Origin of the sequence: Wolbachia endosymbiont (group A) of Alloplasta piceator (assembly GCF_964028505.1) — a bacterium.
Classification (GTDB): Bacteria; Pseudomonadota; Alphaproteobacteria; order Rickettsiales; family Anaplasmataceae; genus Wolbachia; species Wolbachia pipientis.
In genome coordinates, this window is record NZ_OZ034793.1 from 966,736 (window position 1) to 984,035 (window position 17,300).

Below are 17,300 nucleotides of genomic sequence, written 5' to 3' on the forward strand. Positions count from 1 at the left end.
TCAAATTTAGGTATTCACTGACCGTTCTTGTTATAAATACCAGAATAATAAGCTACTGATATTCCCTATCTTTTTTATCTTTAATCCATCATAGCTAGCGATGCAACAAAGCCATTCCAGTGTCAAGCACTGGAATGACACCCTTCCGATGGGAACTGCTCTCAAACTACAACAGCATGAGTAGCTACAGAAGCTTTAATGATACAAGAAAAAATAAACAGCTATCATTTTTTTAGTAATTAAGTAAAATAGAGTGAAAGATTGCGAGGAAGTTTTGAAAAATAAGATAAAAAAGATAGTAATTTCAGGAAAGGAAGTGTGGCCAATCATCGAGGGCGGCAAAGGCATTGCAGTTAGTGATGGAAGATCAAGCGGAGCATTTGCTGCAGCAGATGCTGTGGGTACATTTTCTGGTGCAAATGCTAAGCTTATTGATGATAATGGCGAGTTAGTGCCACTAATTTATAAAGGCAAAACAAGAAATGAAAAGCATAGTGAATTGATTGAGTATAGTATTGAAGCTGGAATTAGTCAGGCAAGAATAGCAAATGAAATATCAAAAGGTCATGGAAGAATACACATGAATGTACTTTGGGAGATGGGAGCAGCAGAACGCGTGCTTCATGGCATATTAGAAGGAGCGAAAGGTTTGATTCATGGTATTACCTGCGGTGCTGGTATGCCTTATAGGCTTGGAGAAATTGCAGCTAAATATCAGGTTTATTATTACCCTATTATCTCATCGGTGCGTGCTTTTAAAGCATTATGGAAGCGTGCTTACCAAAGAATATCTTCCTATTTGCTTGGTGGAGTAGTGTATGAAGATCCATGGCTTGCTGGAGGGCACAATGGACTGAGTAACAGTGAAGACCCAGAGCTACCACAGGCTCCATTTGAAAGAGTTGCAGAGCTTAGATCTTTCATGAACGAGATCGGTCTTTCAGAAACACCAATTGTTATGGCAGGAGGAGTGTGGCATTTGAAAGATTGGGAACATTGGTTTGACAATCTGCAAATTGGACCAATAGCTTTTCAGTTTGGCACTCGTCCACTTTTGACGAAAGAAAGCCCAATTTCTGCAGAGTGGAAAAAGAAGCTACTCACTTTAGAAGAAGGTGATGTATTTTTAAATAAATTCAGTCCAACAGGGTTTTACTCATCTGCAGTAAAAAATAACTTCATACGTGAGTTGCAGGAACGGAATTCACGTCAAATAAAGTTTTCAGAAAATGCTAGCGAAGAATTTAATAATGAATTTGCAATGGGTAGCAGAGGTAGAAAGATCTACCTTACTGCAAAAGACAAAGAACTGGCAAATACATGGACTAAAGCAGGGTATACAGAAGCAATGAAAACTCCAGATACAACTGTTATTTTTGTGACGCCAGGCAGGTTTGCAGAGATAAGACAAGATCAAATCAATTGTATGGGATGCTTAAGTCATTGTTTGTTTAGCAATTGGAAAGATCATGGTGACCATTCAACAGGACGAAAGCCAGATCCGCGTAGTTTTTGCATACAAAAAACACTGCAAAACGTTATACACGATGGTGATATTGAGAACGAACTCATGTTTTCCGGGCACAATGTGTACAAATTTAAGCAAGATCCATTTTATGAGAATGGCTACGTACCGGCAGTAAAAGAACTGGTGGAAAGGATATTGACTGGGTATTGAGTCAGCAGTGGCCTGAAAAGTCCATTTTTCACTTTATAAAATGTTTATATTTTACTACCTACTTTATTTGAATAAGTTCTTCTGCCACACTTGAACGAATATCAAAAAAGATTGAATATTTGTATAGAATAGTGTATAATTATTAATCTTTTCTCAGTATTTTTACTATGGCTTTATCTAAGTTTCTCGACCCTAAGCTGGATTTAACTGACCTTACCCAGAAAAAGTGGAGAGAAAGTGTGGAATGTTTTTTACAAAAAGAATGATGCATCAAATTGTTCTGGAATGCAATAGTTAATAGTGACGTTGTTTGTTATAAAAAATTTCTATGTATTCAAATATTGCAGTTCTAGTTTGTTGAGCAGAGTGTTGTGAAGTATCAATAAGTATTTCTCTTTTCAATGAGCTAAAGAAGCTTTCTGCAACAGAATTGTCGTAACAACAGCCTTTATTACTCATCTATATTCTTTACAGCTAAGAGATATTGATACCCTTGCGCAGTATATTGTGAACCTTGGTCACTGTGCAGCAGTAGATTTTTAACAGGTTTACGCCTATTAATGGCCATTAATAAAGAGTTCATAACCAATTGTTTGTTTATTGCACTACTCATTAACTACCATACGTGAGAATTATTGCTGCCAAATATAGCCATCCCTCCTTGGTTTTGATGTAAGTAATCCCATACTTTATTTGGTTGATCAACAATAAAGTTTTGATCTAGTATATTGGGAGCTACAGCTCTATTATCTGTTTGTTGTTTTTTAATTTTAAACTTTCTTCTCAGTATAGCCCTGATGTCATTTTTCTGCATAATACTTTGCACCGTTTTCAAATTGCAACTTTTACCCAAAGCCTTCAATTCATACCAATTCCCATTACAGGGCAAACAGATGGACAATGATGGAAGAAAAGCCATACTGAAGTAAGTAAAATAGCGAGGTTTAAATGGCATTAAGATCAAAATTATTGGATGAAAAAGTAGTAGAATCAGCAAAAGAAATGCTGAAGAAAGTAAGGAATAATGCATATGTTTCAAAAAAACTAAATGCTGTAATTGCAGCAAAAAAGTACAGTATAACGGCTGTAGCAAAAATATATTGCATTTCAAGAAGCGCACTAACTTCGTGGGTAAAACTCTTGAAAATTGGCAGAGAAGAAAAACTGTTTGCTCCTTCACAACGTCGTAGAAAAACTAAATTAAATCAGGCTCAACTACAGCAAATTGAAGAGTGGATAGAAGAAAATCCTAATATCACCATTAAAGAAATGAGAATAAGAATCCAGGAAAAGTTCGGATTAAATATCAGCAAATCTACAGTACACCGCCATATGCAAAAGATGAAATTCTCATATATTACACCAAGACCAGTTCATAATGGACAAGATAAAAGCAAACAAGAGGAATTCAAAAAAAAATCTCAATGGAGCTATTAGCAAGTATCCAGAAAAAGAGCTATTTTTCTTTGATGAATCACGGTTTGGCACACATTCAAAAGTTGGACATGGGTGGTTTAAAAAGGGGATTAGAACACAGGTTAAAACAAAATTAGGTAGGCAAAATTTCTATCTCTATAGTGCAGTTAATCCTAGAAATGGAGAGAGTTCTAGCTTATTTGCACCAAATGTCAACACTGATTGCATGAACATATTTCTTGAGCAAATTTCGCAATATCTAGAAACACGAGAGGCTTTTCTCGTTATGGACTGTGCTAGTTGGCATAGGTCAAAAAATTTAAAGGTACCTAAAAATATCGACATTATATACCTACCTCCATACTCACCTGAGCTAAATCCTGTTGAGAGGCTTTGGTTATATATAAAACAGAACATTTTGCGCAATAAAATATACGATACAATTGCTCTACTTGAGGGTGCTTTGTGCAAATTTATTACTTCTCTTGCCAGCTCCACAATTAAACAACTCTGCAATGTTTCCTATTTGACTGGACAACAATAAGAATTGGTATAAGAGGTTGTCCGGAAACAAGTAAATTCAAGCATATTCCCTCTTTAACATAACCCTACTCATAGCTAGGTATATGAAATTCTCAGTGGATGTTGTGAGTAAATCATACTCCTTCGATAGCCTTCTATTCCTATTAACCCAAGCAAAAGTCCTTTCTACAACCCATCTTCTTGGCTGTACTTTAAACCCTTGTTCTCTTGTTGGTAGTAGCTCAGGTGGCGTATCTTTGTGCACCCAAAATCTACATGGAGGCCTTGTAACAATTTCAATATCTATGTCATATTCTTCCTTTATGTGATTCTTTGAATTTCTTCCTTGGTATCCCATGTCAGCCCACATTTTTTTAACTTTAGTATATTTTGTTCTCATATTGTTTAATGCTATTTTAATACCATCTCTATCATTTTCGTTAGCAGCGCCTACGTAACAACCTAGTATAAAACCCTGAGTGTCTGTAATTATATGCCTTTTTCTACCCTTTACTTTTTTACTTCCATCATAGCCTTTGATCCCCCCTTTTCTGTAGTCTTTACAGATTGACTATCTACTATACAGGCACTCGGCTGCTCATTCCTTCCTATTTTTCTTCTACTATATTTTGTAATTTCATAATTCATTTTCTCAAAAATTCCCTGCTTCTTCCATTGCCTGAACTGCTCATACACAGTCTTCCATAGCGGAAAATCATTTGGTAAATACCGCCATTGACACCCTGTACGCAATACATAGAAAATTGCTTCTAATATTTCTCTTTTGCTATACTTTGGCGGCCTTCCTCCTTTCTTGTATGATACTCTGAAGTGTTTTTCTATTCTTGCCCATTCCCTTTCGCTTAGATCTGTTGGATACTTTTTTCTCATCTTTACCCCGTACTAAAATTTCAGATATTATAGCCTTTTACTTGTTTCCGGACAACCTCTGAATATAAATTCCAAACAGTGCAGAGAGGATTTAGAATCGCAACATCAGTTGGAGGAACATTAACCGGTGAAGGTGGTGACTTTATTATTGTGGATGATCCGCTTAACCCTGCTCAAACTTTGAGTGAAACATTTAGAAAACGTGCCACAAACTGGTTCGATCAGACTTTAGTAACGAGACTCAACGATAGAAAAAAAGGAGTAATTGTGCTTGTGATGCATAGGCTCGACCTGGAAGACTTAACTGGGCACCTCTTATCTAAGCCAAAAAACATATGGCATCACATTTGTTTGCCAATGATTTCTGAAAATAAGGAGGTTATTTATTCAATTAATAACCATACTGGTGTCATTCCAACCCCCCCTCCTGTCATCCCAGTGCCCAGACACTTGTATCTTGTATCTGGGATCTCGTTCCTTAACTTTATAGTGTAAATTATTTCAAATTGTGTCTAGCTGCAAGTATAATAATTTCCATTTATAGATAAAGTATGTTGCAAATGTTATGCCAAAGAGTATAATAAAATCTATATCAAATACTTTACAAGAAAAAGTGGGATAGAGGCAAAAGCAAATATTAATAAGGATAATTTAAGAAAAGCGCATGCTAGAGTTTGAAGAAGCAGTAAAAATAAAAAATATTATTGAAAGGTTAAATAGCACATGATATAATATATATATAGTGTAAAAATGTAAATAATTTTATTGACATCTTTACATTAATAGTTCTTAAATATTTAGTACCGTAGAATTAAATTATTAAGTTTTATGAAGGAAGTAAAAATGGTGGAAAGCTTCTCAGATAATAATAAAGATAGTAATTTTATCGAGGGGGCAAAAATAATGGAAAATTTTTCAGATAATAACGGAAACGGTAGCTCGATCTTCCAAGGAAAAATCAGGGAGCAAGATTTCTCTGCAGAGCAGAAGTTAAATGAACTAAAAGCAGCCATAGAGGAGCTCACCAGACAAGATTTGCTCAGGAGGCTCGAGTGTGAGCGTCAGGCTTCTAGTTGTATCGATGAAATATCATCTCAAGCAGAGCTACATATCGGAGAAGGTGATGATGAGGATTACTTCACTGGTGAAAAAGGAAGAGTACTCGGAGATTTCTGGAATTTCTTTGAATCTCTCTTCAACCTTTTTGAAGTAGATGTAGATGATCCGAAAATCTACCAAATGCTCAAGGAGAAGAAAGAAAAAAATTGGCTTCTTTCGATAATTAAGTTTTTGCGTGATAAGCTTAAGGAGTTAATCAAGAAGATTTTTGCACGCGATTTAAGTTTCGATCAGAGGTTGGACAAAGAGATAAAAGAATTACAAGAGAAATTAGGCAGTGGTGAGTTATCAGAAGAAGAGTTTGCAAGGGCGTTAGAAAGATTAACTGCATTGCAAGATCTGAAACTCAGGTTACAAATGGCTGTTGTCGGATGGATTGTTACAATGTTCGCAGAAATGTTTGGAGTTGAGTTGGCGGCTGCGGTAGAGGCATCTACAGAAAAAGAAGATAAAAAAGCAGAAAAAACATCATTAAAGGAAGAAGCAATTAAAGAAGTTCATAAAGACGTAGAAATCAAGGTAGATGAAAGAGAAAAGCCTAAAGTGCCAGTTTTCCTTTTTGAAATTTTACCAGGATTTGTAAGGCCAATTCCTCTGAGCAAACCAGAGCTTGATCTTTTGTCGAATTCTCTGAAAGATCGAGTGCCTTTTGTGCAAACACATGATAGAGGTAAGGAGGATATTGAGAATTTGCCAAAACAAGAAGTAAATAAAGAAGACACAAAAGCGAAGCCGAAGAAAGGGGTGTGTCCACCTGATCCAAAGACTGCAACGAATACGACGGGGAAGGTACAAAATCGGAGAGTGCAAAGATGCAATAGTGATTGGCAAATAAGAAAAAACCTAGAGACCCACGGAAGCACTCCAAGCCGGCCTGCTCAAAGCTCTATTTCCAGCAAAGAAGCTTCGAATCAATCTGCTGAGAGTTCTATTCCTAGCGGAAGTGCTTCAGGACAATCTGCTCGGGAATCTGCTTCTAACAGAGAAGTCCCAGAGCAATCTAATCAAGCTAACAGAAGAGCTCCGAATCAATCTGTCAAAAGTTCTGTTGCTGATTATGAATACGATTTTATAGTTGGTGTTTGGAATGATGCTGAGAATGAAGGTTCTGTAAGTAATGCTCAGCCAGCAAGCGAATGTAGTAATGTAAAAGTTAATAATCATGTGGATTCAATGGGAAAGGCACCAGAAAGAGCACCATCAAGGGGATACTAGTGTAGCTTTAGATGACAAAAAGACTAGATCCCAGTGTCTGGGCACTGGGATGACACCCTTCTTAGTTGGGATGCCATTCTATGTTAGAATGGCTACTAAGGCGACAAGAAAAAGGAATTTTACTCTTTTTGGTACCTCTTTCTTGTCATTCCAGCGCGTGACGCTGGAATCTAGAAAACTGAATTTTATGAAAAAGAGTGAATAAAATTTTTTGAAAAAAAATATAAAAAAGTGCTTGCACTTAATTTTATTTTTAGTATATTAATTACATAATATTTTTACTGGAGGGCAATATGCCAAATGATAATGGTAAGGAAAGGTTCAAGGGAGAAAAAGAATGGGATGAGCGGAATAAGGGACCAGGTGGTGGACAATTGCTGGGAGTTAAAGGAGCAAGGCTTGATGATCATCGTGAAAAAGCCAAGGAGATAGAAGAAAGGAGGCGTCAGTCTGAGCAAAAAAATAATCCCGGTGGTCCTAGACGTTAAGTAAAGAGTAGCTGTTGTAATTTAAAAATGGGGAGGTTGGTATGCCTAATACAAAAACAGTAAGAGCATTGGTTAGTGCTTTTAATGTACATAATTATGCTCGTAATACAGTTAAAACTAATTTTACGCTGCAAAGCAGGTACGGGAAGGACTGTATCGTAGTCTCATTTGATAAAGGTATGGAGGATTATCAGTGTAGCGAATATCTTTACAATATAAAAAGGAAGATAGTAGGTGAGTTCTACGGTATTGAAGAAGGAGATACGGATGAGGTAGTGTTAAATACAGCCAAGTTAATTTTTGATGTTAAATCTTTTCCATTTAACGACTATAAAGGAGACTGGTCTGTAGGTAAACAAGGTAGGATTGAGTTTGTAGCACCTATAGATCAAGGTGTAATTTTTAATTTGAAGTCTCATTTGGCTTCTTCACTTGTAAAGGATGTTTTAGAAGATATGCCAACTTGTAGCATAGTTACTAACTCATTCAACAAGGAAAAATATTTGTGTCATTCTAAATTTCCTAATAAAAAATTACGCAAGGAATTTGAGCGTGAGTTTTTATCAAGGATGAGGGAAAGATATAAGAATGCTCCTAAGAACCCTCTGGGGGGTGGAGACAATAGTGTATATATCAGGGACGTTTTTGATGACGCTCGTTTTATTGATAGTGTAACACGGCGTGCCGCATGGCTTATAGGCCGTGATCTTCAAGCTGATAGCAAAAGTCGTAGTGATGTAAGGGCATTTAAAGATTTGATAGTGGAAGTTCTTGATCCATCAACACGTGTGGTGACAAGTGCCTTTTTGTGTGCCTCTCCTTTGAATAGAGAGGAAACCTCAATTCTTATACCTGTTATACTAAGTAATAGAGGAACTAGGTTTTTAACAAAGGAAGAAGCACGTGATATAAATCATAAATTTAATAATCCTGTACTTGATGATATGAGTGATAAAACTCAAGCAACATTCAAAGTAAATGGAAGCAGTGGGGTATATGGCATAGACTTTTCTAATAAAGAAATTTCTCACTGTATGATAACTAAAATTATAGAAAGCTCTGTAATCAATGCAAAACATGAACTGTCCATTGACCATGAGCTTCCTCGAACGCTATTAGCTGAAGCATCACCGACACGGGAGTTTCCCAAGCGAAGTCGTGGTGAAGGGTTAGAGAAGCATCCCAGGCGAAGATCAAAAAAAGAGGAAGAAACAGAGCCTTTTCGGGGGGTGCTGGGGGAAATAGATCCAAGTCAATCCACTTGTGATCAATCACAGCTATCTTTAGGTGCTTATGAAAGTATGCTAATAGAGATTCGGGGTCAGCAAGTGAGATATAGGCCATCATCGATTCCTTCTCCTAGAGCATGGGATAATTCAATATTCTTAAATCCTGGGGTTTCTAATGAGGAACCTGAAAAACAGCAAGTTACTGATAAAAGTGATCGAAAAAGTAGTGATGAGTGTTCTGAAGCAAAGTCACAAGAGAGTGAATCTCCGGAGAAGAAACGTGGGGGTGGTCCTTTGTGTAGTAATTCGTTTATAGGTAGTGTGTGGTCAAAACTAAAAGGCAATGTGCCACCTTCTCTTGAGCGAAATAACAGAGAACGTAGTTCGGTGTGTTCGATATCTTCGAGTGTAAGTGCTCCTGTAACTCCTGTAACTGAAAAACCACCTGTGTCTAAGTCATCTTCTTCATTCCCAGGTAGAATAAGAGCAGAAAGTAATCCACCCTCAGAAGTGACTTCTCCTACGCATGAAGGTGGATCAGAGTGGCAACAACGTCTTAATCCTGATCAGAGAGAGGAACTACACCCATTTCTTTCTCCTGAGGAACAAAAGAAGCTAGACTCCAACTCTTTCTCCCCTGGGAAGGAGCAGCATTTATATTTGACGCGTACTCCTGAGGGGAAAAGGGAGCTAAGCAGATCTCTATGTGAGAGTGAAGAATCACAGTTACGGCGACTTGCAGAAGCACAATTATCGTCACCTGATAACTCTAGTTCTAAAAAAGTTGATAGAGATAGTGGTTTTTGTTCTATGGGTTCTCCTGCTGCGCAACATAAGGGAAGTGTCCCTTCAAAGGAAAGTGTCCCTTCAGAGGTTAAAGAGTGTGAGGTAGAGCCTGTATCAGAGGCTTTGAGAAAATAAATTTAGGTTTTTAGATATCCACCCAAGTGTTTTATTAGGGTTGGAGCCAAAATCCCTGACCCTGAAAGCACTGGTGTTAATTTTTCTCATCCATTGCAGATATTGCACGGTACTAAATATTTAAAAAGTATTAATATAAAGATATCAATAAAATTATTGTATCCGTTCAGCGGAGTGGCAGAATAAGGTAGACAAGGTGATCTAAAAAGATAATCATAGAGCAAAAGTGAAATAATATGGTAAACCTTTTAGAACTTTGCAAAAATTTACAGCAAAAAATAGAAAGGTTAGAAGCAAAAATAGAAAGATTGGAAAAAGAGAATGAAAGTTTAAAAGCAGAAAATAAGGCTTTAAAGATAGAAAATGCTGAGTTAAGAGAAAGACTCGGTTTAAGCTCAAAAAATTCATCAATACCAAGTTCCAAAGAGTTGTATAAAATAAAAAAGAATAAGCCGAAAAGCGAAAGGAATATTGGCGGTCAGGTTGGTCATAAAGGAAGTTTTCGCGCCAACATGGATGCAGATAAAGTAGTAAAGATAGAGTTGCCTAATACTTGCGAATGCGGAGGAGAAATTGCAATATGTGAAAAACCATATATTCATCAGAAAGTTGATCTTCCAGAAATCAAGCCTTATGTAGTGGAATATCAGTTAGAACATGGCCGTTGTCGGAGATGCGGAAAGAGAAGAAGTAGCAAGTTACCGGAAGGTGTTACGCCAGATACATTTGGTCCAAGGGTTAAGTCAATAATTGCAGCGTTCAGCGGATTCTACAAAAATTCAAAACGCGAAATAGCGAGTGTCGTAAATGATATCTTCAATTTGAACATAAGCGTCGGTAGCATATCAAATAGTGAACATAGAGTTGCTTCAAAATGCAAAAAAATGTATGAGCAGATCGAACAAGAGATAAGTAGGAGTAAAGTTCTACATATTGATGAAACGAGCCATTATAACAAAGGTAAACTCGCTTGGTGTTGGATGTTTGCAAGCAATACGGCAAGTTTTGTAAAATTTACAGAGTCAAGAGGAATGAAAGTTTTACAAAATAGTAAATTCTGCAATCGCAATAGCTTGGTAATAACTGACAGGTATGCAGCATAGAATTATTTTGCCGATAAAAACAGGCAAATCTGTTGGGCACATTTATCAAGAGATTTTGAAAGATTAGCACATAGTTGGAATATTGAAGTTAAAGTTCTGGGTTGTTACTTGAGAAACGTGGCCACTGAATTATTTGCACTAAAAAAAGCTTTACTAAAAAGTGAGATAGATGTTTTGAGGTTTGTCAGACGTGCCAGAAAATTAAGAAAACGTACAAAGTATTACTTGAAGGAGATATCTCGTTTACCTGAAGCAATTGGAGCCTCTCGAGTTGCAAAAAATGTTCTGAGATCTGAAAGAATGATGTGGAAATTTTTAGATGACCCAGAAAATATTCCGCTGACAAATAACCACGCTGAACGGCAAATTCGGCATTATGTCGTTTATCGCAAAAACTCATATTTTACACAATCAAAGCGGGGAAATACATTCCTTGAGCGGATAATTTCATTATACTTAACTTGGAAACAAAGGGGTCTCAATCCTTTCCAAAATCTCCTATCTATTGTTTCTTAAACCACTCTCCTGAACGGATACGTTTTAGACAGTTCATTAGACTCTTAATTATGGGGTATGTTTAACTTAAGAAAGGTTTTCATAAATGTTGAAGTGAATAAGTAGGAATATTATGTTTTTTCTTTGAGTTGTGAAATTTCAGAATGAGAAAAACCTGTAGTTTGTGATATGATATCAGTAGAGACACCAGCTTTAAGTAGGTTTTTTGCCACAGCTATTTTAGCTTGTTTTTCTCCCTCTTCCCTACCTTTTTGATGGCCGATTTGGATGCCTTCTTGTCTACCTTCTTGTCTACCTTCTTGTCTACCTTCTTGTTTAGCATCATCGAGTTTTTGAGCAAGGACAGCCTGTTCATCACGAATACGTTTGATCTCTTGTTCATAGGCAATAAATTCTTTTTCTGACCAGTTGAATCTATTTAGTTCTTCATAAGCTCTTTTAATTATTAGATCACTTCCTATTATTCTCTCTAGCTCTTCTTCACTAGTTTCGTCTGCATATCTAAAGAAGTAGATCCATTTCTCGACTATACTTGAAAGCTGATCTTCCTTGGTTTTTGTAAATTTAGGTAACTCAATAAATATAAAGTAAAAATCTTTTAGATCATGTTCATTAGTATCTTCATCACGAATAGTATGCTTTGATTTGTACTCAGACTTATCAGGAAATAAAATACAATCTGCTATAGCAATAAAGATAATTTCCTTAAGGTCATGATATTGATCACCCTTACTAGCTTGTCTTGAGTAAGCTTTAGCTGCGTAATATTGGGCACGTTTTTCAAAGCCCTTAGTTTTAGCGACCTGCATTTCGACTATGACTTGCAGCCCATTTTCATCCCTACAAAGAACATCAACAATGCTTTGCTTTTTAGAGGCAATATCAGGGTCTTGAATAGTACTTAAGAACTCTATATCCTTTATTGTACTTTTGCCAGTGAAGCCAAGGATATCATTAAGGAAGTGAATAAGAATGTCCTTGTTTTTTTCAGTGCCAAAGATGCGCTTGAACGATATATCATTTTTTGGATCGAGAAACTTCGAAAGAGCCATGACGGGTTAACCTAGAAAACATTAGTAATTATACACAATTTTGAAGAAATGTTCAACAATTTTGATTTATGTTAACTTGTATAATATCTATGACAAATATCTCGATAAGGTACAAAATAGCGCAAAAAGTAAGGAGCTGGAGGTTAAAGCGAGGTTATACTCAAAAAGATTTAGCGGGAAAAATTGGCGTAACGTATCAAATAGTACTACAATATGAAAAAGGAACACGTAAAATTTCGATTGAAAAATTGTATGCTATAGCAGAGATATTGTCGATTGGTATTGTAGACCTAATTCCTGTATCAAATGAAAAAATCTGTTTTGAAGATGAGGGAGAGAAAATATTAAATCTAGTAAGAAAATATAAAACGATTAATGATCAAGAGTTGCGCAAGGTGTTTTACTTGCTAACAAAATTTACCCGAGTTGGTGAGAAAAGTAGTAAAAAAGCAGAGAAAGTAAAAATTGCAAAGGGCCTGGTTAAAGCAGGGATTTCTGTTGATATTGTTTCACAAGTAATTGGCCTCTCTGCTGATGAATGTGTTGAAGAAAAAATAGGTTCTATATACTGCAAAATAGGAAAGAAGATAAAAGAATGGAGACTGGTAAGAGAGTGCACTCAAAAGGATTTAGCAGAGAAAATGACTACAACACGTGATGAAATAAGTAACTATGAGCAAGGAAGGGTTGCTGTTCCACTTGATAAATTATATGAAATGGCAGAGGCGTTATCGATTAATATCGTGGATCTACTTGAACCAGCAGAAGATGCAGATGAAAGAGTAGGAAATGAATTACCGAATTTAATTGAAGAATACAAAAAGATTGAAAATCAAGAACTACGTAATGCACTAATAAAATCTATGTTTGAGGGAATACGTATTTGTGAGGAGAAAGTGAGAGAGATAGAAAGGATTAAAGTTGCAAAGGATCTAGTAAAAGGTGGAATTTCTATTGATATTATTTTGCAAGCGGTAGGTTTACCTGTTGATGTAGTTTTAGATGGATAGCTCGTAAAAAAATTACAGCAATAAAGTTTTTTTCTTAAATGGAGGATAAATGTTTGTTTCTGCAAGCAATGTTAGTTACGGAATAGGGCAAAGAATAGAAAATTGTAGGTTAATGCGAGGGCATACTCAAATAGGATTAGCAAGTCAAATAGGTTTAACATACCAAGAAGTAAACAGCTATGAAGATGGGTATATTCCTATTCCAATTGAAGTACTATATATAATAGCAAGAGTATTATCAGTTGACGTTGTAGATTTATTACCTGAACCAGTAATAGTAAGGGAAGACAGCTATGAAGACGAGGAAATACTCTATCTAACGAAAATATACGAGAATCAAAAGTTAGGCAAAATAGTACCTTCATTAATCAGGTTTGTTCATATTAGCGAGAAAATCAATCAAGAGGAGGCAAGATTAGAAGTAGCAAAAAATCTAGTTAAAGAAGGAGTTTCAGTTGACATAATTTCCCAAGCAACCGGCTTATCTATTTACGAGTATGATAATACAGAGAAAGAAGTCTGCACTGATTCTATATACTACAGAGTAGGGCAAAGAATAAGAGAATGGAGATTGATAAGGAGATACACTCAAAAAGATTTGGCGGATAAAGTTGGTTTAACACTCAAGGAAATACACGACTATGAAAGAGGGTATACTGCTATAACATTTGATAAATTATATGAAATATCAGATGCATTATCAGTGAATATTAAAGTTCTGCTACCTAAAACAAGAGAAAGCAAAAAGCTATTGAGTTTAATGGATGAGTACGGAGAACAAGAATCATTAGTCAAATCTCTATCTGAAGATATGAAAAGTGGCAAGGAAAAAGTTAAAAAAACAGAAAGGATCAAGGTTGCAAAAAATCTAGCAAAGGAAGGTGTTGCTATTGATATTATTGTGCGAGCAAGTGGCCTAACTGCTGATGAGTGTAAAAATTGAATTGCGTTTAAGATATAAGTAAAAATGGTTAATATATTATCTATTCTAAATCCTTATTTAGCTCTGCAGAATTTGACGTATCAAGATATAATATTACAGAATTTTTCTATCACTTTCTGATTGTCCTCTATCATTGCCTTTGCCTCTTGCTGAAGAGATTTGATATTTTTTGATGTAATATTATCCATGTCAGGTGATGCTACTTTTAATTGCGATTGTATACGTATATATTTATCAGCTATAACTTGATCAAGTTGGTAATTTACTGCATCTAAACTTGAGGCAAACATCACATGTAGTAGTGGCTTTATCCAGCCTATTTTTCCCAATCTCTTTGAATTGGCTATGCTTCTATCTGTTCTGCCAGTACCTACCGATAACAGTAGAATATCATCATTTGGAAATAATCTCTTACCACTTGCATATGCACAAGCCGCTGGATTATTGGCAAAAACCCCGCCATCCACTAATACCATTTCCTTGTGGTTGATTTTAAGATATTTAGGTGCAAAGTAAGTAGGTGCAGCCGTTGCAGCTCTGAGTGCATCTTTCAATTTGATAAAATTTCTATCTTCTCTCCAGCTCTTAAAAAAGAAAGGGCAATTATTGTGAACATCGTAACTTGCAATCAGTACATTATTTAAGGTGTTTTGTAAAGTATCATCACCAAAATATTTATCCAGTACAAATTCAATATTTTTATGTGGGTATTGTGCGCAATTAAGCCAAGAAAATATTGATCTTCTCAAAAATGAAGATTTAAAAATATATGCTCCGTACTTTTGGTAAAACTCAACTAGGTCGTTGGCTGAGTATTGGGGATTTCCTCGTTCATCTTTTCTACATAATCCCGCTACAACAATTCCACCGGTTGAGGTTCCTGCCATAAGATCAAAGATTTCAGCTACCCTCTTTCTTGTTCTTTTTTCTATTTCTACTAGAATAATGGCAGGAATGATTCCTCTAATTCCACCTCCATCAACGGATAAAATATATTTAATCATTATGAATTTAGGTAAGGGTATTAAGATTTAATTTTTCCGCCTAGAACGTGTAATTTAAACTCATCCAATTCCTCAGAAAGATTTTTTACCCTTTCCTCAAGCACTAACACTTTTTCCATTAAACCATATTCAATAAGTTTATCGTGAAATTGTACCCTTGAGTCTAACTTGGATAACCACCATATCAATGCTACGGTTTGGATTAATATGGTAATAATTACCGTAATTGGGATTTTTTGCTTTTTCATGTGAAAATATTAACTTGTTATGGATAATTTTAGAAGTTTATATACAGATTATAGAAAACTTACAGCTTTAGTGATTACTTTTTGTTATCGGCCCTCTGCTTCTGCAAGTAGCTTTATTATTTGATCGTAGGGCTTGTCTTTGTTTTGCCTTGATTCTATTACAGCTACATCTCGAGGGTTTTTTCCACTTCTATCTCTAACATCAGGATTTGCACCTCTTTCCAGTAAAAAACTCACTACTTCTAAGTGCCCTTCTAATGCAGCAAAATGTAATGCTGTCCATCTTTCATTTTCACCTAATGCACTAATGTCAGCTCCTTGGTATACTAAAAATTTAGTAACTTTCAAGCATCCTGAATCAGATGCATGATGTAATGCTGTTAATTTAGGAACTCGTGTGTTAACACTTAATAAATTTTCTACTGAAAACTTTACTACATCTAAGTTACAATTTTGAGAAGCAATGCGTAGTATCGTTTTATAATTACCTTCAGCTTTTGCCTTCATGTAGGAATAGGTAGCAATAATACATACTATTACTGTTATAAGCCACCAAAAATGCAGCTTGTTTTTTGTGTATTGACCCAATTTATCCATATTCAACATCTTTTTAATATTAAATAGATCATTTACTCATTTTTTCTTAACATTACTTACTAAAAGATGCCGACAACATAGTAAGGTAACCTGAGCTATTTAGAGTATGCTCCGCTCTATTAACTATCCATTCACCATCTACTGCTTGATTAAAATCTATAAGATTAAGCTTTGCTTCTGCAAATAACTCTGGATTACCAGGCATAGTTATATCTAAAGTTTCATTGTTACGCTTCAATTGTTTCAATTTGGCATTTGCTGCACTTAGCGCTGACTCTGCATTTGGGTAAATTTCTAGCATAATATAACTTGGTTCGCCGCTACCAACTATTTCTTTAATAGTCTCACCCTTTTCATAGCTGTGCCATTTTGCTACTACTGAATTGTATTTATCGCGTACGGTAAAATGCACTTTCCAATTAATTGTGTCTTGAGGTCTAATAGTCGTTGTTCCTAAAGCTTTTCCTGTGGCTGATTTTGCCATGTTTTTTGAAATAAATAATATATACCCACCAGCTAATTTTGCCATTGCTTCACGCTCTGTTGCGATCTTTGTTAACAGACTTATATCACTTTCATCTGCCTGATTAATATGGGGTATCAATACATTCTTAAATTCCTCAGCAACTTTATGTCCATATCCATGTTTTTGGGCTATTTCTTTCACTAAGTTTTCTATGGTAATTTGATGCCATTCTTTTGATACCTTTGCTTTTAAAGATATTCTTAAATTTGTTGCATGAGCTTTTATTAGTAGGGTCTTAGGTGGGCCTTGTATCGTAACTTCATTGACTGTATATACACCCATTGGAAAGATTCCCGTTTCCTTATGACCTAGTGCTATGTTCAATTCATTTGGAATTTCTACATTTTCATTGCCATAATCAACACATACCTCTGCGACATCATCTATAGTACCAGATTCATCAGTAAGATGCACCGATATTACATGATCTTTTATTCCTTCAATGCTAAATTCAGGTTTCATTTATTCCCACACTTTTAACTTCGATTTTTTTAATTGCTCTTGTATTCTAGGTAACCTGATCTTTAATCCTGTAGGCAAAAAACTTCCATACTCTGCAAGACCAGGATTAGCCTCCAATACTATTTCTACTGCTCCAGAGCTATATCCATAGTGCTTAAAACATATGTAATCTAACATTTCATTTTCTCGGGTTATATAATGTACTGTCATACATAACTCCTTAAACTTAAGCTAAATTCAACCTTTTTTGGTAATCCACATGGAAAATACGACGTTTGCTTTTCTTCTAACCGCACAATAACAAATCTTCCCAAAACATTCCCTAAATTGTCTACTAATACCAATTCCCATTACAGGGCA

At 35.7% G+C, this 17,300-nt stretch carries 17 protein-coding genes and 3 pseudogenes; 9 read left to right on the forward strand and 11 right to left on the reverse strand.

The window, feature by feature from the left end:
* Positions 1-274: 274 nt before the first annotated feature.
* The gene (locus ABWU31_RS04695) at positions 275-1,678 is read left to right on the forward strand and encodes an NAD(P)H-dependent flavin oxidoreductase (protein ID WP_182365528.1); all 1,404 of its coding nucleotides are present in this window, start codon (positions 275-277) and stop codon (positions 1,676-1,678) included.
* Between the two features lie 294 nt (positions 1,679-1,972).
* On the opposite strand, the gene ABWU31_RS04700 is transcribed toward ABWU31_RS04695, so the two are convergent.
* The 3 genes from ABWU31_RS04700 to ABWU31_RS04705 are packed head-to-tail and all read right to left on the reverse strand — an operon-like array spanning position 1,973 to position 2,633.
* Positions 1,973-2,137 carry an IS3 family transposase gene (locus tag ABWU31_RS04700; RefSeq protein ID WP_010082072.1) on the reverse strand — a complete coding sequence of 55 codons (165 nt, stop codon included), beginning with the start codon at positions 2,135-2,137 and terminating at the stop codon, positions 1,973-1,975.
* Positions 2,130-2,291: a DDE-type integrase/transposase/recombinase gene (locus ABWU31_RS06765; RefSeq protein ID WP_010082071.1), complete on the reverse strand. Its 162-nt coding sequence runs from the start codon at positions 2,289-2,291 to the stop codon at positions 2,130-2,132. Before ABWU31_RS06765 ends, ABWU31_RS04700 begins: the two co-directional genes overlap by 8 nt.
* 3 nt (positions 2,292-2,294) lie before the next feature.
* Positions 2,295-2,633: a transposase gene (locus ABWU31_RS04705; protein ID WP_353271122.1), complete on the reverse strand. Its 339-nt coding sequence runs from the start codon at positions 2,631-2,633 to the stop codon at positions 2,295-2,297.
* Here ABWU31_RS04705 and ABWU31_RS04710 point away from each other — a divergent pair.
* Positions 2,627-3,638, forward strand: a protein-coding gene (locus ABWU31_RS04710) for an IS630 family transposase (RefSeq protein ID WP_265029767.1) whose coding sequence is annotated in 2 segments (ribosomal slippage) — positions 2,627-3,088 and positions 3,090-3,638 — 1,011 coding nt in all. Because the reading frame shifts where the segments join, the coding sequence is not laid out codon by codon here. The genes ABWU31_RS04705 and ABWU31_RS04710 overlap by 7 nt on opposite strands.
* A 36-nt stretch (positions 3,639-3,674) precedes the next feature.
* On the opposite strand, the gene ABWU31_RS04715 is transcribed toward ABWU31_RS04710, so the two are convergent.
* Positions 3,675-4,507, reverse strand: a protein-coding gene (locus ABWU31_RS04715) for an IS5-like element ISWpi1 family transposase (protein WP_353271062.1) whose coding sequence is annotated in 2 segments (ribosomal slippage) — positions 3,675-4,138 and positions 4,138-4,507 — 834 coding nt in all. Because the reading frame shifts where the segments join, the coding sequence is not laid out codon by codon here.
* 60 nt (positions 4,508-4,567) lie between these two features.
* On the opposite strand from ABWU31_RS04715, the pseudogene ABWU31_RS04720 reads away from it, so the two are divergent.
* The 5 genes and pseudogenes from ABWU31_RS04720 to ABWU31_RS04740 form a co-directional block, all read left to right on the forward strand.
* Positions 4,568-4,948 (forward strand): annotated as a pseudogene (locus tag ABWU31_RS04720) (hypothetical protein); the annotation flags it as partial.
* Positions 4,949-5,335: 387 nt separating this feature from the next.
* Entirely contained in the window at positions 5,336-6,841 is a 1,506-nt protein-coding gene (locus ABWU31_RS04725; protein ID WP_353271123.1) for a hypothetical protein, read from the forward strand.
* 293 nt (positions 6,842-7,134) lie between these two features.
* On the forward strand, positions 7,135-7,329 hold the full coding sequence (locus tag ABWU31_RS04730; protein ID WP_236515158.1) for a hypothetical protein: 195 nt from the start codon (positions 7,135-7,137) through the stop codon (positions 7,327-7,329).
* Between the two features lie 41 nt (positions 7,330-7,370).
* Entirely contained in the window at positions 7,371-9,479 is a 2,109-nt protein-coding gene (locus tag ABWU31_RS04735; protein ID WP_353271124.1) for a hypothetical protein, read from the forward strand.
* A gap of 236 nt (positions 9,480-9,715) precedes the next feature.
* A pseudogene (locus tag ABWU31_RS04740) lies at positions 9,716-11,098 on the forward strand (IS66-like element ISWen3 family transposase).
* A 110-nt stretch (positions 11,099-11,208) separates the two neighbouring features.
* Here the strand turns inward: ABWU31_RS04740 and ABWU31_RS04745 are convergent.
* A complete protein-coding gene (locus tag ABWU31_RS04745) occupies positions 11,209-12,150 on the reverse strand; it encodes an Rpn family recombination-promoting nuclease/putative transposase (RefSeq protein WP_353271125.1) in 942 nt (313 codons plus the stop codon).
* A gap of 89 nt (positions 12,151-12,239) precedes the next feature.
* Here ABWU31_RS04745 and ABWU31_RS04750 point away from each other — a divergent pair, with 89 nt between their 5' ends.
* Together ABWU31_RS04750 and ABWU31_RS04755 are read left to right on the forward strand one after the other, a co-directional pair.
* The gene (locus tag ABWU31_RS04750) at positions 12,240-13,160 is read left to right on the forward strand and encodes a helix-turn-helix domain-containing protein (RefSeq protein WP_353271390.1); all 921 of its coding nucleotides are present in this window, start codon (positions 12,240-12,242) and stop codon (positions 13,158-13,160) included.
* A 49-nt stretch (positions 13,161-13,209) separates the two neighbouring features.
* Positions 13,210-14,103 carry a helix-turn-helix domain-containing protein gene (locus tag ABWU31_RS04755; protein WP_353271126.1) on the forward strand — a complete coding sequence of 298 codons (894 nt, stop codon included), beginning with the start codon at positions 13,210-13,212 and terminating at the stop codon, positions 14,101-14,103.
* Between the two features lie 80 nt (positions 14,104-14,183).
* Here the strand turns inward: ABWU31_RS04755 and ABWU31_RS04760 are convergent, their stop codons facing one another.
* The 6 genes and pseudogenes from ABWU31_RS04760 to ABWU31_RS04785 all read right to left on the reverse strand — a co-directional run.
* Entirely contained in the window at positions 14,184-15,107 is a 924-nt protein-coding gene (locus tag ABWU31_RS04760; RefSeq protein ID WP_353271127.1) for a patatin-like phospholipase family protein, read from the reverse strand.
* Between the two features lie 20 nt (positions 15,108-15,127).
* The gene (locus ABWU31_RS04765; protein ID WP_151807931.1) at positions 15,128-15,355 is read right to left on the reverse strand and encodes a hypothetical protein; all 228 of its coding nucleotides are present in this window, start codon (positions 15,353-15,355) and stop codon (positions 15,128-15,130) included.
* 84 nt (positions 15,356-15,439) lie between these two features.
* Positions 15,440-15,952 carry an ankyrin repeat domain-containing protein gene (locus tag ABWU31_RS04770; protein WP_264724068.1) on the reverse strand — a complete coding sequence of 171 codons (513 nt, stop codon included), beginning with the start codon at positions 15,950-15,952 and terminating at the stop codon, positions 15,440-15,442.
* A 52-nt stretch (positions 15,953-16,004) separates the two neighbouring features.
* Positions 16,005-16,940, reverse strand: coding sequence for a contractile injection system protein, VgrG/Pvc8 family (locus tag ABWU31_RS04775; RefSeq protein ID WP_353271128.1), 936 nt, complete (start codon positions 16,938-16,940; stop codon positions 16,005-16,007).
* Positions 16,941-17,150, reverse strand: coding sequence for a tail protein X (locus tag ABWU31_RS04780; protein WP_038536967.1), 210 nt, complete (start codon positions 17,148-17,150; stop codon positions 16,941-16,943).
* Positions 17,147-17,281 (reverse strand): annotated as a pseudogene (locus ABWU31_RS04785) (phage tail protein); the annotation flags it as partial. The gene ABWU31_RS04780 and the pseudogene ABWU31_RS04785, both read right to left, overlap by 4 nt.
* Positions 17,282-17,300 lie beyond the last annotated feature (19 nt).